The organism is Micromonospora sp. NBC_00858, assembly GCF_045207365.1.
Lineage (GTDB): Bacteria > Actinomycetota > Actinomycetes > Mycobacteriales > Micromonosporaceae > Micromonospora.
Genome location: NZ_CP108828.1, coordinates 6,256,378 through 6,278,764, shown reverse-complemented (window position 1 = coordinate 6,278,764; position 22,387 = coordinate 6,256,378). Strand labels below are relative to the sequence as shown.

The 22,387-nt window shown below is 73.3% G+C and carries 22 protein-coding genes; 14 read left to right on the top strand and 8 right to left on the bottom strand.

All coding sequences use genetic code 11. The features are described from left to right. Positions 1–26 precede the first annotated feature (26 nt). From OG990_RS29375 to OG990_RS29355, 5 genes are all read left to right on the top strand, one after another. Positions 27–1,415: an MFS transporter gene (locus tag OG990_RS29375; protein ID WP_406077831.1), complete on the top strand. Its 1,389-nt coding sequence runs from the start codon at positions 27–29 to the stop codon at positions 1,413–1,415. Between the two features lie 51 nt (positions 1,416–1,466). Continuing rightward, positions 1,467–2,120: a GAP family protein gene (locus OG990_RS29370; protein ID WP_406077830.1), complete on the top strand. Its 654-nt coding sequence runs from the start codon at positions 1,467–1,469 to the stop codon at positions 2,118–2,120. A gap of 135 nt (positions 2,121–2,255) precedes the next feature. After that, the gene (locus tag OG990_RS29365; protein WP_406077829.1) at positions 2,256–3,038 is read left to right on the top strand and encodes an SDR family oxidoreductase; all 783 of its coding nucleotides are present in this window, start codon (positions 2,256–2,258) and stop codon (positions 3,036–3,038) included. A gap of 37 nt (positions 3,039–3,075) precedes the next feature. Next, positions 3,076–3,270 (top strand): hypothetical protein, encoded by a 195-nt coding sequence (locus OG990_RS29360; protein WP_328422068.1) that lies wholly within the window; start codon positions 3,076–3,078, stop codon positions 3,268–3,270. 95 nt (positions 3,271–3,365) lie between these two features. Further along, positions 3,366–3,914: a YbaK/EbsC family protein gene (locus OG990_RS29355; protein WP_328426197.1), complete on the top strand. Its 549-nt coding sequence runs from the start codon at positions 3,366–3,368 to the stop codon at positions 3,912–3,914. 80 nt (positions 3,915–3,994) lie between these two features. On the opposite strand, the gene OG990_RS29350 is transcribed toward OG990_RS29355, so the two are convergent. From OG990_RS29350 to OG990_RS29335, 4 genes are all read right to left on the bottom strand, one after another. Further along, positions 3,995–4,636, bottom strand: coding sequence for a DsbA family protein (locus OG990_RS29350; protein ID WP_406077828.1), 642 nt, complete (start codon positions 4,634–4,636; stop codon positions 3,995–3,997). 20 nt (positions 4,637–4,656) lie between these two features. Continuing rightward, on the bottom strand, positions 4,657–5,085 hold the full coding sequence (locus tag OG990_RS29345; protein ID WP_355601099.1) for a SufE family protein: 429 nt from the start codon (positions 5,083–5,085) through the stop codon (positions 4,657–4,659). Positions 5,086–5,160: 75 nt separating this feature from the next. Continuing rightward, entirely contained in the window at positions 5,161–5,586 is a 426-nt protein-coding gene (locus OG990_RS29340) for a CBS domain-containing protein (RefSeq protein WP_328422074.1), read from the bottom strand. Between the two features lie 56 nt (positions 5,587–5,642). Beyond that, positions 5,643–7,412 carry a proline--tRNA ligase gene (locus OG990_RS29335; protein WP_406077827.1) on the bottom strand — a complete coding sequence of 590 codons (1,770 nt, stop codon included), beginning with the start codon at positions 7,410–7,412 and terminating at the stop codon, positions 5,643–5,645. Positions 7,413–7,700: 288 nt separating this feature from the next. Between OG990_RS29335 and OG990_RS29330 the strand changes: the two genes are divergently transcribed. The 3 genes from OG990_RS29330 to OG990_RS29320 all read left to right on the top strand — a co-directional run bounded on the left by OG990_RS29330 (position 7,701) and on the right by OG990_RS29320 (position 9,907). Continuing rightward, positions 7,701–8,468 (top strand): SGNH/GDSL hydrolase family protein, encoded by a 768-nt coding sequence (locus tag OG990_RS29330; RefSeq protein ID WP_328422078.1) that lies wholly within the window; start codon positions 7,701–7,703, stop codon positions 8,466–8,468. A 2-nt stretch (positions 8,469–8,470) separates the two neighbouring features. After that, positions 8,471–8,917: a hypothetical protein gene (locus tag OG990_RS29325; RefSeq protein ID WP_406077826.1), complete on the top strand. Its 447-nt coding sequence runs from the start codon at positions 8,471–8,473 to the stop codon at positions 8,915–8,917. Between the two features lie 87 nt (positions 8,918–9,004). Continuing rightward, the gene (locus tag OG990_RS29320) at positions 9,005–9,907 is read left to right on the top strand and encodes a sulfurtransferase (RefSeq protein WP_406077825.1); all 903 of its coding nucleotides are present in this window, start codon (positions 9,005–9,007) and stop codon (positions 9,905–9,907) included. A gap of 67 nt (positions 9,908–9,974) precedes the next feature. Here OG990_RS29320 and OG990_RS29315 read toward each other — a convergent pair whose 3' ends face one another. The 3 genes from OG990_RS29315 to OG990_RS29305 all read right to left on the bottom strand — a co-directional run bounded on the left by OG990_RS29315 (position 9,975) and on the right by OG990_RS29305 (position 12,364). Next, positions 9,975–11,159, bottom strand: coding sequence for a hypothetical protein (locus OG990_RS29315; RefSeq protein ID WP_406077824.1), 1,185 nt, complete (start codon positions 11,157–11,159; stop codon positions 9,975–9,977). Further along, entirely contained in the window at positions 11,156–11,713 is a 558-nt protein-coding gene (locus OG990_RS29310; protein WP_328422086.1) for a SigE family RNA polymerase sigma factor, read from the bottom strand. The genes OG990_RS29315 and OG990_RS29310 overlap by 4 nt, the downstream gene beginning before the upstream one ends. Positions 11,714–11,782: 69 nt before the next feature. After that, a complete protein-coding gene (locus tag OG990_RS29305) occupies positions 11,783–12,364 on the bottom strand; it encodes a TetR family transcriptional regulator (RefSeq protein ID WP_406077823.1) in 582 nt (193 codons plus the stop codon). Between the two features lie 80 nt (positions 12,365–12,444). On the opposite strand from OG990_RS29305, the gene OG990_RS29300 reads away from it, so the two are divergent. Further along, on the top strand, positions 12,445–13,629 hold the full coding sequence (locus OG990_RS29300; RefSeq protein WP_406077821.1) for an FAD-dependent oxidoreductase: 1,185 nt from the start codon (positions 12,445–12,447) through the stop codon (positions 13,627–13,629). 9 nt (positions 13,630–13,638) lie between these two features. After that, positions 13,639–14,196: a VanZ family protein gene (locus OG990_RS29295; RefSeq protein WP_406077820.1), complete on the top strand. Its 558-nt coding sequence runs from the start codon at positions 13,639–13,641 to the stop codon at positions 14,194–14,196. On the opposite strand, the gene OG990_RS29290 is transcribed toward OG990_RS29295, so the two are convergent. Continuing rightward, entirely contained in the window at positions 14,096–15,355 is a 1,260-nt protein-coding gene (locus OG990_RS29290) for an MFS transporter (protein ID WP_406077819.1), read from the bottom strand. The genes OG990_RS29295 and OG990_RS29290 overlap by 101 nt on opposite strands. Before the next feature lie 120 nt (positions 15,356–15,475). On the opposite strand from OG990_RS29290, the gene OG990_RS29285 reads away from it, so the two are divergent. From OG990_RS29285 to OG990_RS29270, 4 genes are all read left to right on the top strand, one after another. Next, positions 15,476–17,263: an HSP90 family protein gene (locus OG990_RS29285; protein WP_406081931.1), complete on the top strand. Its 1,788-nt coding sequence runs from the start codon at positions 15,476–15,478 to the stop codon at positions 17,261–17,263. 2 nt (positions 17,264–17,265) lie between these two features. Next, complete coding sequence (locus OG990_RS29280) at positions 17,266–20,178, top strand: hypothetical protein (protein ID WP_406077818.1); 2,913 nt, start codon at positions 17,266–17,268, stop codon at positions 20,176–20,178. A gap of 120 nt (positions 20,179–20,298) precedes the next feature. Then, positions 20,299–20,898, top strand: a complete 600-nt coding sequence (locus OG990_RS29275; protein WP_328422099.1) for a TetR/AcrR family transcriptional regulator — start codon at positions 20,299–20,301, stop codon at positions 20,896–20,898. 72 nt (positions 20,899–20,970) lie between these two features. Next, the gene (locus OG990_RS29270) at positions 20,971–22,338 is read left to right on the top strand and encodes an acetyl/propionyl/methylcrotonyl-CoA carboxylase subunit alpha (protein WP_406077817.1); all 1,368 of its coding nucleotides are present in this window, start codon (positions 20,971–20,973) and stop codon (positions 22,336–22,338) included. The last annotated feature ends 49 nt before the right edge of the window (positions 22,339–22,387 follow it).

The following is a 22,387-nucleotide window of genomic DNA, read 5'->3' as shown; positions in this document are numbered from 1 at the left end:
CCGGGTTGAGGTCGCAGGCTCGGTCCATGCTGAGCCCATCCGCCACCGTCGTATCGGCCCCTCCGGGGTTGTTCGCACCCCGACTGCGGGCGATGACGGTGGGCAGCGTCGCGCTGATCTCGCTGCTCGCGTTCGAGGCGCTGGCGGTCGGCACGGCGATGCCGACCGTCGCTCGCAGCCTGGACGGGCTGGCGCTGTACGGGATCGCGTTCGGCGGCTCGTTCGCCGCGGGCGTGCTGGCCATGGTGATCTCTGGAATCTGGTGCGACGCACGAGGACCCCGGGCGGCGATGTGGCACGGCGTCGCCTGGTTCGTGGTCGGGCTGCTGATCGCCGGGACCGCCCCGGTGATGGAGGCGCTGGTCGTCGGCCGCGTGGTGCAGGGGTTCGGCTCCGGGCTGCTCTCGGTGGCGCTCTACGTGATCGTCGCGCACGCGTACCCGGAGGAACTGCACCGGCGGATCTTCGCCGCGTTCGCGGCGGCGTGGGTCGTCCCGTCGTTGGTCGGGCCGGCGCTGGCCGGCCTGATCGTGGAGCACCTGGGCTGGCGGTGGGTCTTCCTGGCGGTGCCGGCGGTGGCGGTGCCGGCGGTGCTGCTGGTCCACCCCGGCCTGCGCTCACTCGAACGGAGTGCGCCGACCCGGCCGCCGGCCGGCGCCGTGGCCCGGATCGGCTGGGCGTGCGGGGCGGGGGCGAGCGCCGCACTGCTGCACATCGGGGGACAGCAGCGCGGCGCGGCCGCCCTGGCACTGATCGCGCTCGCCGTGACCGGCCTGCTGGTCTGCGCCCCGCGCCTGCTGCCGGCCGGGTTCCTCCGGGCGGCCCGAGGGCTGCCCACCGTGATCGGGCTGCGGGGTCTGGCCTCGGCGGCGTTCGTCGGCGCCGAGGTCGTCATCCCGTTGATGCTCTCCCGGGAGCGAGGTCTGTCGCCGACCGCCGCCGGGCTGGTCCTCACCGTCGGCGCACTGGCCTGGTCGGTGGGCTCCTGGGTACAGGGCCGGATCCCGTTGCCGGCCTCCCGCGCCAGCCTGCCCCGAGCCGGGTTGAGCTGCATCACGGTCGGTACCGCCACGGTGGCGCTGGCCGTCTGGCCCGAACTGCCGGTGGCCGTCGCCGTGCTGGGCTGGGCGGTCGCCGGCCTCGGCATGGGGCTGCTCTACCCGTCGTTGTCGGTGCTCACCCTGGAGTTGTCCGCCCCCGGCGAGCAGGGCCGCAACAGCTCCTCGCTGCAACTGGGCGACTCACTCTTCGCGGCGACCGTACTGGCGCTCACCGGGGCGGTGCTGGCGGCCGGTAGCGCGCCGGGCCCGGCCAGCTATGCGGCGACGCTGGTGGTCGCCGCCGGCCTGGCGCTGCTCGGTGCGCTGCTGGCCGGCCGGGTGGTGGTGGGCGGGAGCGCGCGGCTGGGCGGGTGATCCGCAGGTTCGGCGGCGCCTGGCCCCGGTCGGCCGGGAGGATGGCGGGCGATGAGTTTCCTTGCCGTCCTGCCACTGGCCGTGGTGATGGTCGCCGGGACCCAGTTGGTCGTAGCGGTCTTTCTCGCCTCGTCCGACCGGCCCCGCGCGGCGTCGCTGGGCTTCCTCGCCGGTGCCGGGCTGGTGGTTGCCGTCGGGGTGACCGTGAGCTGGTTGCTCACCCGGTTGGTGGGCGGCGTGGCCACCGACGCCAGCGCCGTCGCCGGCCGGGTCGATCACGGCCCGGCCGTCGACCTGGTGGTGCTCGCCCTGCTGCTCATCCTGGCCATGGTGGTCTGGCTGCGTCGGCACCGGTCCGGGCCGCCGCGGTGGCTGGGGAGGATCGGGCACGCCGACCCGGGCCGGGCGCTGCGGCTGGGCGCGCTGCTCTTCGTGGTGACGCCCACCGACGACCTGACCATGGCCGCCGTCGGGGCGAGCGTGGCCCGGCACAACCTGCCGTGGTGGCATCTACTGCCGTTCGTGCTGCTCACGGTGACCTTGCTGGCCCTGCCGCTACTGGCGTTGCTGGTGCTCGGGCATCGCGCCGCGAGGGTGCTGGCCCGGATGCGTGAGTGGGCCGAGGGGCACGCCTGGGTGGTCAACGAGGTGCTGATCGGGTTCTTCGCGCTACTGACCGTGCTGGACCTGGCTCGCTCGGGGTGAGCCGCCGCACAACCGGTCACGGGTCTGCCCGGGGTGCCGTCATCACCGGGTGGGCCCAGAGGCGGCGCGGACCGGGCGTCGGACGGATCGGTGGGCCGGCGTATGCCGCGGTTCGCGGCGGGACGGGAGGACGGGATGAGGGTTCTGGTCACCGGGGCGGGCGGCCACCTGGGCCACGCGGTGCTGGCCCGGCTACGCGACGACGGGGTCAGCGTCCGGGCCACCAGCAGGCGGCCGCGTACCGGCTCCGCGGTGGAATGGGTGGTGACCGACCTGGCCACCGGGGACGGGCTGACCGAGGCGGTCGCCGGGATGGATGCGGTGCTGCACCTGGCCTCCTCGCCCCGGGGCCGGCAGACCTACCAGGTGGACGTGCTCGGCACCCGTCGGCTGGTGGTCGCGGCCGGCGCGGCGGGCGTCCAGCACCTGGTCTACACCTCGATCGTCGGAGTGGACCGGGTGCCGATCCCGTACTACCGGCACAAACTCGCCGCCGAGCAGGTGATCGCGGCCGGCCAGGTGCCCTGGTCGGTGCTGCGGGCCACCCAGTTCCCGCAGTTCCTGGACGACATGCTGACCGCCAGCGCGCGGCTGGGGCCGGTGATCGGGGACCGGGCGGTGCTCGCCCAGCCGGTCGACCCGGCCGAGGTGGCGGCCCGGTTGGCGGCCCGGCTGGTCGCCGGCCCGCTGGGCTCGATCGAGGAGTACGGCGGGCCGCAGGTGCTCCGCTTTGACGAGGCGGTCCACGCCTGGCGGCAGGCCCGGAGTGCACGCCGACCGTTGCTACCGGTGCGAATCCCCGGCCGCCTCGGCCGCGAGCTGCGCGCGGGTGGCCTGGTCACCGAGGCGCTGCCCCGGGGCGTTCGCACCTGGGCCGACCACCTCGCTGACACGTACGGGGGACCCCGGCAGAGATGAGAGGAAACCGGGTTCACATTCGCCTTACGGTGACGCCATGTTCGCTGTCGTTATCACCGTCATTCTCTACGTCGCCGGTTTCGTCTTCCTCTACGGCGTGATCCGGCTGGGCGTCCGGCATGCGCTGGAGGACCTGGAGTTGCAGCGGGCCAAGGCCCTGCGGGCCGAGGAACTGGCCGCTTCCCGTGACCGCACCTTCCTGCGCGAGAACGCGTTCCTCGCCGGTAGCTGAGCCGCCGGTCGGTTCGGCACGGACGGGTGGTCCGCGTGCCGGCTCGGGAGTCGCCAAGCGGTTCGGGCGTGGCGGGTGCGAGGATCGCACCCGTGATGGGAACGCTGAAGACCGAACCGGCCCGTGCCCGCCTCGACCTGCTCGCCCCGCCGGTGGCGACGGCCATCTCCGAGTGGCCGGCCGACGCGCCGGTGGACGTCGACGACGTGCTGGTCGCGCCGATCGACGCCGACCTCGCCGACACCGCCGCCTTCTGCGCGGCGTACGAGGTGGGGTTGGACGTGTCGGCAAACTGCGTCGTGGTGGCCGGCAAGCGCGAGGGTGTGGTCCGCTACGCGGCCTGCATCGTCCTGGCCACCACCCGGGCCGACGTGAACGGGGTGGCCCGCCGGGCGTTGGATGTTCGCAAGGCGAGCTTCGCCCCGATGGACGACGCGGTCGAGTTGACCGGCATGGAGTACGGCGGAATAACCCCGATCGGGCTGCCGGCGCAGTGGCCGATCCTGGTTGACGCGCGGGTGATCGCCACACCGCACGTGATCATCGGTTCCGGCGTACGGCACAGCAAGATCGCGCTGCCCGGGCCGGCGCTGGGTGCGCTGCCCGGAGCGCAGGTGGTGGAGGGCCTGGCCAGGCCGGCCTGACCGGGCATCGACATCGATGCTGTTGCACGTGAAACATCACGTCGGTCGATGCCGGGGTGCCGTGGTCGGTCGCGGCCTGATCAGTGCGAGTGCGCCGCCGATTCGCGCTGCTCGACCTCGGCGAGCGCAGCGAGCAGCGTCTGCGTCTCCTGGGCGCCGCTGACCGCGTACTTTCCGGCCAGCACGAAGGTCGGCACGCTGGTGATGCCCAGGTCCCGGGCGGCGGCCAACGCGGCGGTGACGTCTGCGGTCCGCTGGTCGGAGTCGAGGAACCGGCGCACGTCGGCGACGTCCAGGCCGATTCCGCCGGCCACCGTGGCCAGCGCGTCCCGGGAGCCGACGTCGACGCCCTGGGTGAAGTACGCCTGGTAGAGCGCCTCGACCATCTCGGCCGCCAGGCCGTGGTCGGTGGCGTAGGAGACCAGCCGGTGCGCCTCGAAGGTGTTCGCGGTCACCGCACGGTCGAAGTCCAGCCGCAGCCCGTCACCCGCCGCGACCTCGGTCACGTGGGCGAACATCTGCCGCGCCCGCTCCGCACCGCCGAACCTGGCGGCCATGGCCTCCAGCAGCGGACGAGGCCCGGACACCGGCGACGGATCGAGCTGGAACGGCCGGTAGCGGACGGTCACCTCGCCGTCGTAGCTGGCGAGGGCCTCCTCCAGCCGGCGCTTGCCGATGTAGCACCACGGGCAGACGACGTCCGCGTAGATCTCGATCTCCATGATCGGTGCCAACTCCCAGCTCAGCCGAGTTGTTCCCGGACCTGCCGCTTGAGCCGGCCCAGGATCGCGGTGCCACCGCGTATCCGCAGCGGGCTGATCGCCTGTGCCAGCCCCATCCGCTGGTAGAGGTCGTCCGGCACGGCCAGCACCTCCTCGGCGCTCGCGCCGGCCAGCCCTTCGGCGAGAATCCCGGCGAACGCCCGGGTGGTCGGCGCCTCTGGCGGGCAGTCGAACAGCGTCTCGACGGTCTTTTCCGGCGTCACCCGGGCACGCAGGAAGAACGCCGTCTGGCACTCCGGCACCTGCTCCATGCCCTCGCGCTCGACGGCGTCGACCGGGAGCGGCGGGATGACGTCGGCGTACTCGAGCAGCATCTCCAGCACCAGGTCGCGCGGCGCGGCGGCGAATTCGTCGACGATCTCGGCCAGTCGGGCCGGCATGTCAGCCATGTGTCGAGGCTACCGCCGTTGGTAAGGGCCCCTTCCCGCTACCCGAGGCGATCAGAAGGGACCCTTGTTTGCGGTTCAGACGGTGGGAGACTGCTCGCTGATCTCGCTGAGGGCGCTGGTGGGGTCGAGCTGCATGGCCAGGTCGCCGAGCGAGACGATCCCGACCAGCTTGCGGTCGGTGTCGCAGACCAGCACTCGCCGGATGCCCCGGTCGCGCATCAGCGTCGCCGCCTCGCCGGCCGTGCAGTGCTGCTCGATCATGACCACCTCGCGGGTGACGATCGAGCCGATGGTGGTGGCAGTCGGCGAGCGGTTCTCGGCCACCGCCCGGACCACGATGTCCCGGTCGGTGAGCATGCCGGCGAGGCTGGCGCCGTCGGTGACCACCACGTCGCCGATGTCCGCCTCCTTCATCACCCTGGCCGCCTCGTCCAGGGTGGTCTCCGCCGACAGGTACACGACCTGCTTGGTCATCACGTCGCTGACCCGGTAACTGGTCATGAGAGCCTCCGAAGACGTTTTCACCGATCGAACTGCGGTACCCCGTGACGCGGTCGCTACACCAGGTTCCCACGTTCGCGGCGTACCTCGTGGACCAGTCGTTCCACCAGACCGTCCACGTGCATCTCGGTGCGCCCGTCGCCGGACCGCTCGCGCAACTCGACGTACCCGTCGGCCAGTCGGCGTCCGACCACGACGGCGCGCGGGATGCCGATCAGCTCGGCGTCGGTGAACTTGACCCCGGCCGAGACGTGCGTCCGATCGTCGACCAGCACCCGCAGGCCGGCGGCGTCGAGCCGCCCGCCGAGCTCCAGCGCCGCGTCGAGTTGCGGTCCCTTGCCCGCCACGATCAGGTGTACGTCGCACGGCGCGACCGCCGCCGGCCAGACCAGCCCCCGGTCGTCGTGGTGCTGCTCGGCGATCGCCGCGACCGCCCGGGACACCCCGATGCCGTAGCAGCCCATGGTCGGCCGGACCGGCTTGCCCGCCGGGCCGAGCACGTCGACCGCGAACGCGTTGGTGAATCGGCGGCCGAGCTGGAAGATGTGCCCGATCTCGATGCCTCGCCGGATGGTCAGCTCGCCGCGGTCGCAGTCGGGGCAGGGGTCGCCGGCCCGTACGTCGGCCGCCTCGATCGTGCCGTCGGGCGTGAAGTCCCGTCCGCAGACCACGTCCGTCGCGTGCCGGCCGGGCTCGTTCGCCCCGGTCAACCAGGCAGAGCCGGGCACCACCCGCGGATCGACCAGGTAGCGGATGCCCAGCTTGTCGAGCAACTGCGGCCCGATGTACCCGCGAACCAGCTCCGGATGCTCGGCCCACTCCTCGAAGACGGCCACCTGGGCCGGGTGCAGCGCGGCGCCGACCCGCTTCAGGTCGACCTCCCGGTCACCCGGCAGCCCCACCACCAGCGGCTCGGCCCGCTCCGCGCCCGGCTGGCGCACGCTCAGCACGACGTTCTTCAGGGTGTCGGCGGCGGTCCAGCCGTCCCGGCCGCCCAGTCGGCGGGCGTTGGCCAGCTCCACCAGGCTGGCGATCGTCGGGGTTTCGGGCGTGTCGTGCACCTCGACGGACGGCTGCGCGGCCGGATCGCCGGCGGCGGGCGCCCGGGTGATGACCGCCTCGGTGTTCGCCGCATAGTCGCAGGCGGTGCAGCCGACGAAGGTGTCCTCGCCGACCGGCGTCGCGGCCAGGAACTCCTCCGACGCCGAGCCGCCCATCGCCCCGGACATCGCGTGCACCACCGTGTAGTCCAGCCCCAGCCGGTCGAAGATCCGCCGGTACGCCGCCCGGTGCCGTCCGTACGCGTCCCGCAGCCCCTCCTCGTCCAGGTCGAAGGAGTACGCGTCCTTCATCAGGAACTCCCGGCCGCGCAGCAGACCGGCCCGCGGCCGCGCCTCGTCCCGGAACTTCGTCTGCACCTGGAACAGCGTCACCGGGAAATCCCGGTACGAGGTGAACAGGTCCTTGACCAGCAGCGCCGCCATCTCCTCGTGGGTGGGCGCCAACAGATGCTCGGCGCCGCGCCGGTCGGCGAGGGTGAAGATGTCGTCGCCGTACTCCGCCCACCGGCCACTGGTCCGGTACGGCTCCGCCGGCAGCAGCGCCGGGAAGTGCACCTCCTGGTCGCCGATCGCGATCAGCTCGCCGCGTACCACCTCGGTGATCCGGTCCAGCACCAGCTTGCCCAGCGGCAGCCACGTGTACCCGCCCGGTGCGGCGCGACGGATGTAGCCGGCGCGCAGCAGCAGCCGGTGGCTCGGCACCTCCGCGTCGGCCGGGTCCTCGCGCAGGGTTCGCAGCAGCAGGGTCGACATGCGTAGCAGCATTCGCGCAGCCTAGAGCCGTCGCGCCGGGTCGGCGATCCAATTCGGTCCCGTGCGCGGCACGACTGTCGGGTCGGCGAGCGGCCGGAGCCGGCGAGCCCCCGGGACATGCAGATCATCAACGCGCTCGACTGACCGCCGGGTTGCGTGGGGTGGCCCGTACCACGGGGACGGGCCACCCCGTGTGTGACCAATGACCTCCGCCACGTCGTCCAAATCGGGGCACCGCCCGCCGCGCCCCCGGTGACAGACTGGTCGCCGCAGGCAACGGGTGGCGTGAGGGAGGCGCGGGTGCGCTGGCGCAGTTATGTCGCGGTCGGGGACAGCTTCACCGAGGGTATGGACGACGCCTACCCGGACGGCACCTACCGGGGTTGGGCGGATCTGGTGGCGACCCGGCTCGCCGCCGAGGCGGGTCCCGACTTCCGCTACGCCAACCTGGCCATCCGGGGTCGGCTCTTCCCCGGTGTGGTCGCCGAGCAGGTGCCCGCCGCCGTGGCGATGAAACCCGACCTGATCAGCTTCGCGGCCGGTGGCAACGACGTGCTGCGCCGCACCTTCGACCCGGACGCACTGGTCGCCCGCTTCGACGACGTGGTCCGGCAGCTGCGCTCGGGCGGCGCGGACGTGCTGCTCTTCCGGTTCGCCGACGTGATGGCCCGGCTGCCCGGGCAACGCCTCGTGGCCCCCCGGGTGGAGCTGCTCAACCAGGCAGTCGGTGAGACCGCCGAGCGGCACGGCGCCATCCTGGTCGACCTGTACGCCGACGACACCTTCCTCAACCCGATGCTCTGGAGCACCGACCGGCTGCACCTCTCCGCTGCCGGGCACCGGCGGGTCGCCGGGCAGGTGCTGAACGCACTCGGGGTGGGCTGCGACGAGGAGTGGCTCCTGGTCCCGCCGCACCCGGCGCCGTCGCCGTGGCTCGCCGCCCGTGCGGCCGACCTGCGCTGGGCCGGTCAGCACCTGGCCCCGTGGATCAAGCGGCGGCTGACCGGCCGCTCCTCCGGCGACACCGTCACCGCCAAGCGCCCGCTGCTCGGGCCGATCGTCGACTGAGCGTGCTCACCCTGCACACCGCGCCGCTGCTGCGGCTCACCCCCGACGGCGAGCCGGTGCCGGACCACGCCGTGGTGGTCAGCGGCGACCGCGTCGAGGCCGTCGGTCCGCTCTCCGAGTTGAGCGGGGCGTACGCCGGGGCGCGGGTCCGCCGCTGGCCCGGCACGCTGGGCCCGGGGCTGCTGCACGATGGCCCGCTGCCGGCGGCGCCCACCCCGCGCGAGCGGGTGTACGCGTTGCTGCGGCGAGGAGTGACGGCGGTGCTGGCCGAGCATCTCGCCGACCCGGCGCTACGGGCGGCCGTCGACCGGAGCGACCTGGCGGTGCTGCCCGCTCCCGTCCCGTCGGCGCTGAACCCGGGCCGGCGCGCCGACCTGGCGGTCCATGACGCCGACGGTGCCTGCCTGGTCACTGTGGTCGCCGGTCGGATCGCCCACCGTCGCGCCTGACCACCGTGACGTGCCCCCCGCCACATCCGCAGCTCCCGATCCCCGATGGCCGGCCGCCAGGTCGAATCGCGGCGTAACTTGGGGATCATGTCTGTGCCGAGCGATCCTGATCCCCGCCTCCAGTCGTACGCGGACCCGCAGCGGCTGGTCACCACCGAGTGGCTGGCCGAGCACCTGGGCGACGAGGGCCTCGTGGTGGTCGAGTCCGACGAGGACGTACTGCTCTACGAATCGGGTCACATCCCCGGTGCCGTCAAGGTCGACTGGCACCTGGACCTGAACGACCAGGTGACCCGGGACTACCTGGAAGCCACGAGCTTCGCTGAGATGTGCGCCGCCAAGGGCATCGGCCGGGGCGACACGGTGGTCTTCTACGGAGACAACTTCAACTGGTGGGGCGCGTACGCCCTCTGGGTGTTCTCCCTCTTCGGCCACGCCGACGTGCGGCTGCTCGACGGCGGCCGGCAGAAGTGGATCGCCGAGGGGCGCGAGGTGACCCGTGACAAGCCGGCCCGCCCCCGCGCCGACTACCCGGTGCCGCTGCGCGACGACACGCCGCTGCGGGCGTTCCGCGAGCAGGTGATGGCGCACATCGCCGTGGGTCGGCCGCTGGTCGACGTCCGGTCCCCGGGCGAGTACACCGGCGAGATGCTGCACATGCCGGACTACCCGCAGGAGGGCGCGCTGCGCGGCGGGCACATCCCGGGTGCGGTCAACAAGCCGTGGAAGTCCGCCGCCAACGAGGACGGCACGTTCAAGTCCTCCGACGAGCTGCGCGCGATCTACGCCGACCAGCTCGGGCTCAGCCCGGACGACGACGTGATCGCGTACTGCCGGATCGGCGAGCGGTCCAGCCACACCTGGTTCGTGCTGCGGCACCTGCTGGGCTACCCGCAGGTGCGCAACTACGACGGCTCGTGGACCGAGTGGGGCAACCTGGTCCGGGCTCCCGTCGCAAAGGGCGACCAGCCCGGCGGCCTCGCCGCCTGACCGGCACTGCCGCCTGACCCCTGAGCACCTGTCCCCGCGCGACCATCCGGTTGCGCGGGGACGGGGTTCAGCCGGCCAGCGCCACCATGCCGGTCAGGTCGCGGACCACGCCGGTGACCTCGCCGGTCTCCGGGTGCCAGCGCACCAGGCCGCCCGGTTGCAGGCGGAGCAGGACGGCACCGCGGTTGTCCCAGCCCAGCACCTCGCAGCAGCCCTTCCACCGGTCCCGGCCCAGGTCGAGCACGTGGGCCACCGCACCGGTCCGAGCGTCCAGTACGGCCACCCCCTCGGCACCGTCGATCTCGCTGCTGGTGATCCACGCCGAGCGGGCCAGACGTTCGCCGTGCAGCCAACCCCGGCCGTAGAACTCGTTGACCTGGTACGGCGCCGGCAGCGCGGCACCGGTTACCTTCTGTTCGGAGCGGATCGTGCCCTCGCGGGCGGTCCGGCTGCGCAGGATCAGGTTGTCCCGCATGCCGCTCACCTCGACCAGCGCCGCCTCGCGGCCGGCCGCCGGGTCGGGCGCGACCAGGTCCCAGAGCGAGACGTCGAGCTCGCTGGCCGCGCCGGAGACCCGGTCCACCGCGTACGTCCGGTCGTCGCCGCCGACCAACACCCGGTCGTTCGCCCAGACCACCAGTTCCAGGTAGCCCTGAAGCGGGATGCGGCGCACGGTCGCCGTGGTGAGGTCGACCATGATCAGCTCGTTGGTCTGCGCGAATGCGGCTGACCGGCCGTCCGGCGACAGCACTCCCGACTTCAGGGCGGGCGCCTGGTTGCCGCCCTCGTCCCGGGTGGGCGCCGGAGTCACCACGTCGAGACTGCGCACCACGCCGTCGTCCCCGAGCACCCGGACGGGGCCGTCCGCGCGGTACTCCTCGAAGTCGATCGGCTGGAACAGCGCCAGTGCCCGTTGGACCGGCCGGGCGGAGAGCGGCACGGTCGCCGGGTCACCGAGCCGGGACAGCGGATCACGCGGAAAGGTCAGCTCGGCGGGGGCGCGCACCACCGGCCCGGCGTGGCTGGGCACGACGGTCGGCGCCACCGAGTGGTCCGGCGGCGAATCGGCGGGCGGTCGCATCGCGGCCACCGTGCCGCCACCGATCAGCGCCACGGCCAGGGCCGCCGCGCCGACGGACCGTCGGGTACGCCGGGTACGCCGGGCCCGCTCCCAGCCGGCCACCGCGGGGTGGCTGGGCCGGACGTCCTCGACGCTGACGGTCAGCAGTTGACGTAGGTCCTGCTCGTTCACGGGTTCACCTCCAGGCCGGTGGCCAGGTCTCCGGGAGCAGCCGGGACCTCGCCCGAGCGGGCGTCCCGAGCCAGGTCCGGGGCCACCTCGCGGAGCCGGCGCAGCGCCGCGTGGCACTGGCTCTTCACGGTGCCGACGGTCACCCCGAGCGCTTCGGCGGTGGCGACCTCGGTCAGGTCCTCGTAGTAACGCAGTACCAGCACGGCCCGCTGCCGGGGTGGCAACTGGCCCAGCGCGTGGTGCATCGTCAGCCGCAGCGTGCCGTCGCGGTCGGGCGCCACCTGCTCCGGCGGTGCGGCGCTGAGCCATTCCCGACGCCTGCGACGCCACCACGACACCGCGTCCCGGTAGAGGATTGTTCGCACGTACGCGGCGGGGTCGCCGTCGCGTACCGAGGTCCAGCGCAGTGCCAGCTTCAGCAGCGCGTCCTGGAGGAGGTCCTCGGCCTGGTGCTGGTTGCCGCAGATCAGGTAGGCCGCACGCAGCAGCCGGTGCTGGTGGCTCTCCACGAAGGCGAGGTAACCCTCGCGTCCGTCGTCCGCCGCCGGTCCCATCCGCCCACCTCCCGGCCGTCGCGTTCCCGCGTCACCTGCCAGACGCACGGGGAGGGGGAAAAGGTTGGGTCAGTTCTCCGGCAGCCCGGTCAGGTAGCGCTGGAGGGTCGGTGCGATCCAGGAAACCAGCTCATCCGGATCCATGTCCACCATGGGCGGCAGGCGGACGATGTAGCGGGTGAAGGCGAGGCCGAGGATCTGGCTGGCCACCAGGCCGGCCCGGCGCGCGGTGGTTGCCGGGTCGGTGCCGAAGGTGGCCACGGTCGCGATGAGCTGGCTGGCGAAGATGTCGCGCATGCGCTCGGCCGCGCCCGGATTGGTGCTGGCGGTACGGAGTAGAGCCGTCAGCGTCTCGTCGCCCTCCCACCGGGTGAGGAAATGCCGGATCAACGTCTCGCCCAGTTGCCCGAGCGGCACGGCGGTCAGGTCGGGCAGGCGTAGGTCGAACTCGGCCGCCGCCGCGAACAGCCCCTCCTTGTTGCCGTAGTAGCGCATCACCATCGACGGGTCGATCCGGGCGTCGGCGGCGATGGCCCGGATCGTGGCGCGTTCGTACCCATCGGCGGCGAACCGTTCGCGAGCGGCCCGCAGGATCGCCGCCCGGGTGGCGTCCGAGCGGCGGGGAGGGGTCGGGCGGGCGGGCGCTGTCATGTCAACGACCGTATGCCAACGACTGTTGACTCACAATGAGCGGCGACCTAACGTTGCCAACAAGTGTTTGCCAACATCTGTTGGCAACGATCGTTCCGGAGGTGGCCATGCTGCCCACGAGTACGGACGTTCTGGTGGTGGGCGCCGGCCCCACCGGTCTCGCCACCGCGCTGACGCTGGCCCGACGCGGGGTCGAGGTGACCGTGCTGGACCAGCTGGCCGAGCCTCCGTCGACCTCCCGCGCGGCCGTCGTGCACGCGTACACCCTGGAGGTGCTGGACCGGATCGGCGCCGCGGCGCCGTTGGTGGCCCAGGGGGTGCGAGCGCCGCGCTTCACCGTCCGGGACCGGGACCGGGTGCTGCTGTCGGTGCCGTTCCACCAATTGCCGTCCCGTTTTCCCTACGCGCTGATGGTCTCCCAGGCGGTCACCGAGGCGGTGCTCACCGAGCAGTTGGCCGACCTCGGCGTCCGGGTGCGACGGCCGTGCCGGCTGACCGGCCTGAGCCGGAACGGCCACGGGGTGCTCGCGCAGATCGACGGGGAGGCGCTGCGCGCCCGGTTCGTGGTCGGCGCGGACGGCCTGCACAGCACGGTCCGGCGGTTGGCCGGTATCGGCTTCACCGGCCCGAGCGACGAGGAGTCCTTTGTGCTCGCCGACATCCGGGTGCACAGCAGCCTGCCTCGCGACGAGGCGGCGCTCTTCCTCGCCCGCTCCGGGCCGCTGATCTGGGCGCCGCTCCCGGACGGGGTGGTCCGGCTGGTCGCCGCCGTGCCGACGGCCCCGGCCGAGCCGGATCCGGCCTACCTCCAGGCACTGCTCGACGAGCGCGGCCCGGCGCGGCGACCCGACCGGGTCACCGAGGTGCTCTGGGGTTCCCGGTTCCGGGTGCACCACCGGATCGCCGACACCTTCCGGTCCGGGCCGGTGCTGCTGGCCGGCGACGCCGGACACGTGCACAGCCCTGCCGGCGGGCAGGGCATGAACCTCGGCATCTGCGACGCGGTGGCCCTCGGCACCGCGCTGGCCGACGTGCTGGACGGCGGCCCGGAGACGCTGCTCGACGACTACACCGCCCGGCAGCGCCCGATGGCGGAGGACGTGCTGAGCTTCGCCGCCGGGCTGACCCGGCTGGCCACCCTCTCCCCGGCCCGCCGGCCGGTCCGTGACGTGCTGCTCCGGCTTCTCGGTGTCGTGCCGCCGGCCCGTCGGCGGATCGCGCTGCGCCTGTCCGGGCTGTCCCACCGGGAACGGACGCCGGGCTAGGCTGCGCCCGTGGGTCAGGTCTGGCGGGACTGGGGCGATGTCCTGCGCGCCGTGCTGGCCGGGCTGCCGCTGTTGGTCCTGGTCACCGCCGCCCTCGCCCGGCTGCGCCGGGCCGCGCCGGCCGGTCAGGCGTGGCGACGCAGCATCGCCGAGGTGGGCGCGGTCGCCGGCACCCTGCCCTGGGTGTGGATGATCCTCACCCCGCGCGACACGCCACGGCAGGTCAACCCGGTGCCGCTGCGCGACCTGGCCGACCTGCTGACCGGACCGCCGACGACTGCGGTGGTGCAGGTGGTCGGCAACCTGCTGGTCTTCGCCGCCCTGGGCTTCTTCGCCCCGGTACGCCTCGCCGCGCTGACCAGCGTCGGTCGGCTCTTTCTGCTCGGCGCGGCCGGTTCGCTGCTGGTCGAGTCCCTCCAGTACGCGCTGGACCTCGGCCGCGTCTCCTCGGTGGACGACGTGCTGCTCAACGCGACGGGTGCGGCGCTGGGCGGGCTGCTGTCCCGCCGCTGGTGGGTGCGTCAGCCGGCGGCACCGGCCGCAGTGTCCACCACGCCGCGAGTGTGACCAGCGCGAACGTACCGGCCGCCGCACCCGCCACCGGCACCGTTCCGTACGCCGCGGCGACCAGCCCGGCGAGCGCCGCGCCGACCGGTGCGGTGAGCAGCCCGACCATCCGCTGGGCGGCACCCACTCGACCGAGCAGCCCGGCCGGCACGTGCCGCTGCCCGTACGACGCGCACAGGCTGTTCCACACCACGGTGCCGGCGGCGAAGACGGCCAACGCGAACGCGCCCGGCACCGGATGCCGAGCCAGCGCGAACCCGGTCAACGCGACGGTCTGCGCGGCGAGCACCGCGCACAGCGCGGGCACCGTGCCGAACCGGGCGGCGAGCCGACCCGCCCCGAGCGCCCCTGCCACGCCGCCGAGAATCGCACTGGCGGCGAACAGCCCGTACCCGGACGGCGGCACCCGCAACACGTCCAGCGCGTAGAGCACCAGCACCGCCAGCACGCCGCTGATCGCCAGGTTGCACGCCGCCGCCAACAGGGTGACCCGCCACAGTGTCCGGTGCGCGCGAAGCCACCGCAGCCCCTCGACGATCTCGCCCCACACCGACCCGCGACGCGCTCCCGTCGCCAAGCGGGGAGCGGATGTTGGGGTGAGGGCCAGCACGAGCAGGGCGGCCACGGCGAAGGTGACGGCGTCGATGGTGAACGGGAGGGCGGGGGCGACGGCGAAGAGCACGCCGGCGGCGGGCGCGCCGAGGAAACCGCCGGCCACCGCGGTACCCGCCTGGAGCCGGCCGTTCGCCCGGGGTAGCGCCGCCGGAGGCACCAGTGCGGGGAGCAGCGCGAACGAGGCGGAGTCGAAGAGGGTGCCCAGCGCGGCGAGGAGGAACGCGGCCACCAGCAGCACCAGGATGCCGGCCCGGTCGAGGGCGACCGCCACGGCCAGCACCCCCACCACGGCCGCGCGTACCCCGTCCACCAGGGCCATCGTCCGCCGCCGGTCCCAGCGGTCCGCGTACACGCCGCCGAGCAGGCCGAAGAGCAGCGGCGGTAGCTGCCCGGCCACGGTGACCGCCGCGATGATCCGGGGGTCGCGGGTGAGCGTCGCGGCCAGCAGCGCCAGCGCCGGCGTCCGCAGCGCGTCGCCGAGCCGGGAGGAGACGGCGGCGGACCAGAGCAGCCGGAAGTCCCGACCGAGAGCGGAGGAGGTCATGCCGGTGACCGTGCGGGTTCGACCGGGTCGAGAGTCAAGCCGCCGGGCGAAAGGGGGACGCGCTCGTCGGTGATCATCGGTACGGTGGGCGCCGGCATCCGGACCGGGGAGAACTCAGGCGTGGACCACACCTTCCAGGTCGACCTCCGTGGCGTGGTCGATCTGCTCAGTCATCACCTCTACGGCAGCCCGCGGGTCTACGTCCGCGAGCTGCTGCAGAACGCGGTGGACGCGATCACCGCCCGGCGTGCCGCCGAGCCGGACGCGCCCGCGCTGGTCCGCATCGAGCCGCCGGACATCACCGGCGACGGCACGCTGCGGGTGCACGACACCGGCATCGGCCTGACCGAGGCGCAGGTGCACGAGCTGCTGGCCACCATCGGCCGCAGCTCCAAGCGGGACGAGCTGGGCTTCTCCCGGCACGAGTTCCTCGGGCAGTTCGGCATCGGCCTGCTCTCCTGCTTCCTGGTGGCCGACGAGATCCAGGTGCTCACCCGGCACGGCGAGCACCCCACGGTCCGCTGGACCGGGTACGCCGACGGTCGCTACGCAGTGACGGTGGCGCCACCGGAGGCCGCCCGCGCCGAGCCGGGCACCACCGTCACGCTGGTGCCCCGCCGCGACGCCGACCAGTGGCTCACCACGCCGACCGTCACCGACCTGGCGCGGCTCTTCGGGTCGCTGCTGCCGGTCACCGTCCGGGTCGGCGACGTGGTCACCACCACCGGCGAACCGCCGTGGCCGACCACGCCGGGAGCACCGGTCGACCGCGCGGCGCTGATCAGGTACGCCCGGGAGACGCTCGGCGTCGACCCGTTCGACGTGCTGCCGCTGGCCGTACCGGAGGCCGGGTTGACCGGTGTCGCTGTCATCCTGCCCACCCCGGTGAACCCGGCGGCCCGAGCCGGGCACCGGGTGTACCTCAAGCGGATGCTGCTCACCGAGAACGCCGACGGGCTGCTGCCGGACTGGGCGTTCTTCGCGCACTGCGTGGTGGACGCCAGCGAGCTGCGCCCCACCGCCAGCCGGGAGGCCCTCTACGAGGACACCCTGCTGACCGAGACCCGGGAGGCGCTCGGCGACCAGGTACGCGGCTGGCTGGTCCGGCTGGCGCGGCACGACCCGCACCGGTTGGCCGAGTTCCTCCAGGTGCACCACCTCGGCGTGAAGGCGCTGGCGTTGCACGACGACGAGATGCTCCGGCTGGTCGACCGGTGGTGGCCGATGGACAGCAACGTCGGCACGCTCACCCTCGCCGAGTTCCGGGAGCGCTACGGGGTGCTCCGCTACGCGGCGAGCCTCGACGAGTTCCGCCAGCTCGCCGCCGTTGCCGCCGCTCAGGACCTGGCGGTGGTCAACGCCGGCTACACGTACGACACCGAGCTGATCGAGCGGCTGCCGGTGGTGGACCGCGCGGTGCTGATCGAGCGGCTGGAGCCGAGCGACCTCACCACCCGCTTCGAAGGCCTCGACCCGCAGGTGGAGCTGGCGCTACGGCCGTTCCTCACCGCCGCGCAGCGGGCCGTCGAGCGTTCCGGCTGCGAGGTGGTCATCCGGGCGTACGACCCGGTCTCGCTGCCGGCGCTCTACCTGGTCAGCCGGTCCGCGGCGTTCAACGACCAGCTCGCGGCCAGCCGGGACCGGGCCGACGAGCTGTGGGGCGGGGTGCTCGACGCGCTCGCCGCCACCGCCCCGCCGGACCGCCCGCAGTTGGTGCTCAACCACCGCAACCCGCTGGTCCGCCGCGTCACCACGCTGACCGACCCGGAGCTGGTCGGGCTCGCCGTCGAGGCGCTGTACGGGCAGGCGTTGCTGCTCGGCCACCATCCGATCCGTGCGGCCGACGCCGCGCTGCTGAACGATTCCTTCCTCGGCCTGCTCGGCCGGGCCGTGCCGGGACAGGTGTGAGCATGGGCGACGAGGATCTGTGGCGGGTGCTGCGCGGCATCGGCGACATGCCGCACGGGGCGGGGCAGATCGCCGCGCTGGAGCAGCTGCTGCGTCGGGCGGACGCCTCCGACGACCGGCACCTCGCCTTCGCCACCCGAATGGAGGCCACCACCGGGTACATCTACGGCGGCGAATCGGCGAAGTCCTTCGTGACCTTCTCCTGGTGTCTGGCCGAGTTCGACCGGGACCCGCAGCCCTATCACCAGCGCCACATGCACCAGCTGCTCTGGCACTTCAAGTCAATGGTGTCCGGTCTGCTGAAGTTCCCGGAGGTGCCGCTGGACCGCACGTACGCGGTGCTGGACGACATGGAACGGCGCTATCGGGCTGGTGGGCACAGCCTGCAGGCCGTCCACAAGCACCGGTTCCGGGTCGCCTCCCACGTGGGCGACGCCGAGGCTGCCGCGCACTGGTACCGGCTCTGGCAGACCACCCCACGCGACGAGCTCTCCGACTGTGCCGGCTGTGACCCGACGAGCCAGGTGGCCTACCTCGCCGACGCCGGGCGGGACGCCGAGGCGGTGGCGCTCGCCGAGCCGGTGCTCGCCGGTCGGCTCACCTGCAGCGAGCAGCCGCAGGCGATCCTCACCGCGCTGCTCCTGCCGTACGTGCGTATCGGGCGGGGTGAGTCGGCGCGGGACGCGCACCGGGAGGCGTACCGACGGCTGCGCAGCAACCTCGCCGACCTGTGGGACATCGGCGACCACATCGAGTTCTGCACGCTGACCGGCAACGAGGCGCGGGCGGTGGAGCTGGTCGAGCGGCACCTGGACTGGTTGGACCGGCCACCGTCGCCGGCCGCCGCGATGCACTTCGCGGCGACCGCTGCCGCCGCCCTGCGCCAGGCCGGTCGGGTCGGCGCGTCGACCGTGTACCGACGGGCCGCCGAGGGCCAGCCGGCCGGGGAGGTGCCGGTGTCGGCGCTCGCCGACGAGTTGGCGGAGACCGCGACCGGGCTGGCCGCCCGCTTCGACGCCCGCAACGGCACCACCCACCAGTCGGAGTGGATCGCCCGGCGGATCGCCGTGCGGCCGGAGGGCGAGCACCTGCCGCTCTCCGCGAGCGTCCGTCGTCGCCCCGACCGCCCGACCCGCCCGGCTGGGGCCGAGCCGGCGGTCCCGCTCGACCAGGGTGCCGCACCGACCGTGGCCGACCGTGGCGGCCGGCCACGGGCCGGTGCCAGCGAGCCGACGGTGACCCTGCCCGCCGATGCCGGAGCGGACGAACTGCTGGACCTCGCCGAGGAGAGCTGGGGCCGGCACGATCGGGCCACGTTCCGGGCGGCGCTGGTGGCCTACGACGACGGGTTCAGCGCCGCCGACCTGGCACCGCGCACGGTCGCCCACCGGATGGCGTTGCGGGCGGCCGAGCGTGGCGACCAGGACGACATCGACGGTGCGATCGAGATGAACCGGGCGGCACTGGACCTGTACCGGGAAGCGGCCGAGGAGTTGCCCGCCCAGGTGGTTGCCGGGCGGCTCGGCGTGCTGTTGACCCGGGCCGACGAGGGCGCCGAGGAAGGGCTGACGCTGGTGCTTGCGGCCGCCGAGGCGTTGGACCAGCTCGGCGACGCCCGGCAGCGGGCCGCCGGGCACGACCGGGTGGCGCTGGCGCTGCTGCATCGGGAACGGTGGGCGGACGCGCTCGCCGCGCTCGACCGGGCGCCAGCCGATGCGGGTGGCGACCGGCACCTGGCGGCCCGGATCGCGTTGCACCGGGCACACCTGTTGGAGCAGCTCGATCGCTTGACGGAGGCAGGCGCGGCCGCCGACGAGGCCCGCCGGATCGGCCGTGAGCTGGGCGTCGGCGAGCTGGTCACGGCAGGCTGCCTGACGTACGCCAGGACGGTGGACGACCCGGCCGAGGCGGTGACCGCCTGCGACGAGGCGCTGCGGGTGGCGCCGGCGGACGCGGAGCTGCCGGTCCGGGTCGCCCGGGCGCGCGCGCTGCTCGCCACCGGTCGGGCCGCCGACGCGGTGGACGACTTCGTCGAGGCGGTGACGCTCTGCGTGGAGCGGGGTGCGGAGGGGGACGCCTTCCTGCGCTGGGAGTTGGCGAACGCGTACCGGATGGTGGGCCGGCTCGGCGAGGCGGCCGAGGTCGCCGAGGAGGCTGTTCTCGGTCTGGACCGGCTCGGCGCCCAGGCGCAGGCGGACCGCTGCCGGCACATGCTGGCCGGTGTCTACGCCGGGCTCGGCGAGATCGATCCGGCGCTGGCCCTGCTGGAGCAGTTGGCCGGCAACCTGGACGGCCCGGACAACCTCCCGCTCCGCGCGCAGGTGCTGGAGGAGGCGGGCGGGATCCTCTACGACGCCAACCAGGACGCGGTGGCCGCCGAGCGGTTCGCCACCGCCGCGACGGCGTACGGACTGGCCGACCTGCCGCTTGACGAGCTGCGGGCGCGCCGGCGGGAGGCGTACGCCTGGTTCTGGTCCTATGACATTCCGGAGGCGGTACGCGCCATCGAGGTGGTGGACGGGTTGGCGGCGACGTTGGCCGGGCAGCCGGAGCAGTCGCCACCGGTGACGTACGAGCTGGCGATGGCGGCCGAGGCCGGGGCGCGGGTGCTGACCGAGGATGATCGACTGGACGACGCGCTGGACCGGCTCACCGGGGTGCCCGACCGGTTGCGGTCGATCGAGGCGTTCGGGGAGGCCACGCAGGTGGAGATCCTCGTCGGTGAGCTGTTGCTGCGTCTGGACCGTCCGGCCGAGGCGGAGCCGCTGCTGCGCCGGGTGCTCGGCGGGCTTCCGGCCGACTCCCGGCCGGTCCGCCAGACGGCCTGGCTGCTGGCCCGTGCGCTGGACCTGATCGGTCGGCCTGAGGAGGCCACGGCGCTGCGGACGGAGCACAACGTCGACCCGGACGACTGACCCCGCCGGCGGGCCGCCCCTTGCGAGCAGGTCGGGGAGGGGGCAACCGCACCGGAGGTGTGAGTAACCGAGCGGTAACCACCGCTCCACCGGAGGCAGATCGCGGTCTAGGCTTGCCCGGTGACGGTGGAGCAGCAGGCACGGGGTGCGGCGGGTGCGGGCCGGCGTCGGTCCCGCAAGGACGAGATCCTGGAGATCGCGGTCGGCCTGTTCGCCGCCCGCGGCTATCACGGTGTGTCGATGGACGACATCGGCGCGGCGGCGGGGGTCACCGGTCCGGCGCTCTACCACCACTTCGCCGGCAAGGAGGCGATGCTGGCCGCCGCGTTGATCCCGGTCAGCGACGGGCTGCTGGCCGGTGGGCGGGAGCGCGCCGCCGGGCACCCGGATGACCCGCGAGCTGCGCTGGAGTCGCTGATCGACTTTCACGTCGAGTTCGCGCTGGCCAACCCGGCGGTGATCGCGTTGCATCTACACGAGCTGGACCGCCTGCCCGACGAGCCGCGGCGACGGATCCGCCGGCTGCAACGGCTCTACGTCGAGGAGTGGGTGACGGTGCTCACCGCGCTGCACCCCGGCATGCCCGACGGGGAGGCGCGGGTGCTGGCGCACGCCGCGTTCGGCCTGATGAACTCGACGCCGTTCCTCGGTGGCGAGGTGGACCGCCGACGCCGCGCCGAGCTGCTGCGCGACGCCACCCTGGCCGCGCTGCTCGCCTGAGCCGACTCGTCAGTAAGGCACCGGTCGTGGTTCCCTGACTACCGTCCCAACCCCTGGACGCTGGGAGGAAACATGATCGAGTCACTGCTGGTCGCCAATCGGGGCGAGATCGCCCGCCGGATCATCCGGACCGCCAAGCGGCTCGGTATTCGCGCGATCGCGGTGTACTCGGAGGCCGATGCCCACCTGCCGTTCGTCGCCGAGGCGGACGAGGCGGTCCTCATCGGTCCGCCGAACCCGGCGCAGAGCTACCGCAACACCGAGGCGATCCTCGCCGCCGCGAAGGCGACCGGTGCGCAGGCCATCCACCCCGGCTACGGCTTCCTGTCGGAGAACGCCGAGTTCGCCCGTACCGTCGAGTCGAGCGGTCTGATCTGGGTCGGTCCCGGCGCGGACGCGATCACCGCGATGGGCGACAAGATCAACGCTCGGAACCTGATGGCGGCGGCCGGCGTTCCGGTCGCGCCTGGCACCACCGACCCGGCCGCCGACCTGGACACGGCGGTGGCCGCCGCCAGCGAGATCGGTTACCCGGTGATGGTCAAGGCCGCCGCCGGTGGCGGCGGCATGGGCATGGGTGTGGCCGTCGACGAGGCCGCGCTGCGCACCGAGTACGACAAGGTGCGTGCGTTCGCCGAGCGGATGTTCGGCGATGGTTCGGTGCTGATCGAGCGGTACTTCCCCCGGGTGCGCCACGTCGAGGTGCAGATCCTCGGCCTGGCCGACGGCCGGGTGGTGGCGCTCGGCGAGCGGGAGTGCTCGGTGCAGCGGCGCAACCAGAAGCTGGTCGAGGAGTCTCCGTCCCCGGCGGTCTCGCCGGAGCTGCGTGAGCGTTTCCTGGCGGCCGCGGTGCGCGCCGGTGAGGCGGTCGGCTACCGCAACGCCGGCACGGTGGAATGCCTGTTGGTCCCGCACCAGCGGGACGCTGCTGGCGCTGTGCCCGATTCCGATGAGTTTTTCTTCCTGGAGATGAACACGCGGCTGCAGGTGGAGCACCCGGTGACCGAGTACGTCTACGGCGTCGACCTGGTCGAGGAGCAGTTGCGGGTGGCGTCGGGGCTGGCGCCGACCTTCGACCCGGACGCGCTGACCCCGCGCGGGCACGCCATCGAGATGCGGATCAACGCCGAGGACCCGAAGCGCTTCCTGCCCGGGCCGGGTGTGGTCCGGACCTGGGTGGAACCCGCCGGTGAAGGGGTCCGGGTGGACTCCGGCTACACCGAAGGCAACACGGTCACCCCGTTCTACGACAGCCTGATGGCCAAGTTGATCGTCAGCGGCGACACCCGCGAGCAGGCGATCGCCCGCGCCCGCACGGCCGTGGCCGCCTTCCAGATCGAGGGCCCGAAGAACAACCTCCCCTTCTTCAAAGAGCTCCTGGAGAACGAGGAGTTCCTCTCCGGCGCCTACGACACCGGCATCGTCTCCCGCATGCGCTGACCCCCGATCCTGTTGATCAAGAGGTTTGCGTCAGGATCCCGGCCACGGA

Bases quoted from the DNA above. Each gene is read 5' to 3' on its own strand.
- OG990_RS29360 (WP_328422068.1), top strand. From the start codon at position 3,076: ATGTTCGCTGTCGTTATCACCGTCATTCTCTACGTCGCCGGTTTCGTC.
- OG990_RS29270 (WP_406077817.1), top strand. From the start codon at position 20,971: ATGATCGAGTCACTGCTGGTCGCCAATCGGGGCGAGATCGCCCGCCGG.
- OG990_RS29320 (WP_406077825.1), top strand. From the start codon at position 9,005: ATGTCTGTGCCGAGCGATCCTGATCCCCGCCTCCAGTCGTACGCGGAC.
- OG990_RS29310 (WP_328422086.1), bottom strand. From the start codon at position 11,713: ATGGGACCGGCGGCGGACGACGGACGCGAGGGTTACCTCGCCTTCGTG.
- OG990_RS29365 (WP_406077829.1), top strand. From the start codon at position 2,256: ATGAGGGTTCTGGTCACCGGGGCGGGCGGCCACCTGGGCCACGCGGTG.
- OG990_RS29370 (WP_406077830.1), top strand. From the start codon at position 1,467: ATGAGTTTCCTTGCCGTCCTGCCACTGGCCGTGGTGATGGTCGCCGGG.
- OG990_RS29340 (WP_328422074.1), bottom strand. From the start codon at position 5,586: ATGACCAGTTACCGGGTCAGCGACGTGATGACCAAGCAGGTCGTGTAC.
- OG990_RS29335 (WP_406077827.1), bottom strand. From the start codon at position 7,412: ATGCTGCTACGCATGTCGACCCTGCTGCTGCGAACCCTGCGCGAGGAC.
- OG990_RS29345 (WP_355601099.1), bottom strand. From the start codon at position 5,085: ATGGCTGACATGCCGGCCCGACTGGCCGAGATCGTCGACGAATTCGCC.
- OG990_RS29350 (WP_406077828.1), bottom strand. From the start codon at position 4,636: ATGGAGATCGAGATCTACGCGGACGTCGTCTGCCCGTGGTGCTACATC.
- OG990_RS29280 (WP_406077818.1), top strand. From the start codon at position 17,266: ATGGGCGACGAGGATCTGTGGCGGGTGCTGCGCGGCATCGGCGACATG.
- OG990_RS29290 (WP_406077819.1), bottom strand. From the start codon at position 15,355: ATGACCTCCTCCGCTCTCGGTCGGGACTTCCGGCTGCTCTGGTCCGCC.
- OG990_RS29305 (WP_406077823.1), bottom strand. From the start codon at position 12,364: ATGACAGCGCCCGCCCGCCCGACCCCTCCCCGCCGCTCGGACGCCACC.
- OG990_RS29355 (WP_328426197.1), top strand. From the start codon at position 3,366: ATGGGAACGCTGAAGACCGAACCGGCCCGTGCCCGCCTCGACCTGCTC.
- OG990_RS29375 (WP_406077831.1), top strand. From the start codon at position 27: ATGCTGAGCCCATCCGCCACCGTCGTATCGGCCCCTCCGGGGTTGTTC.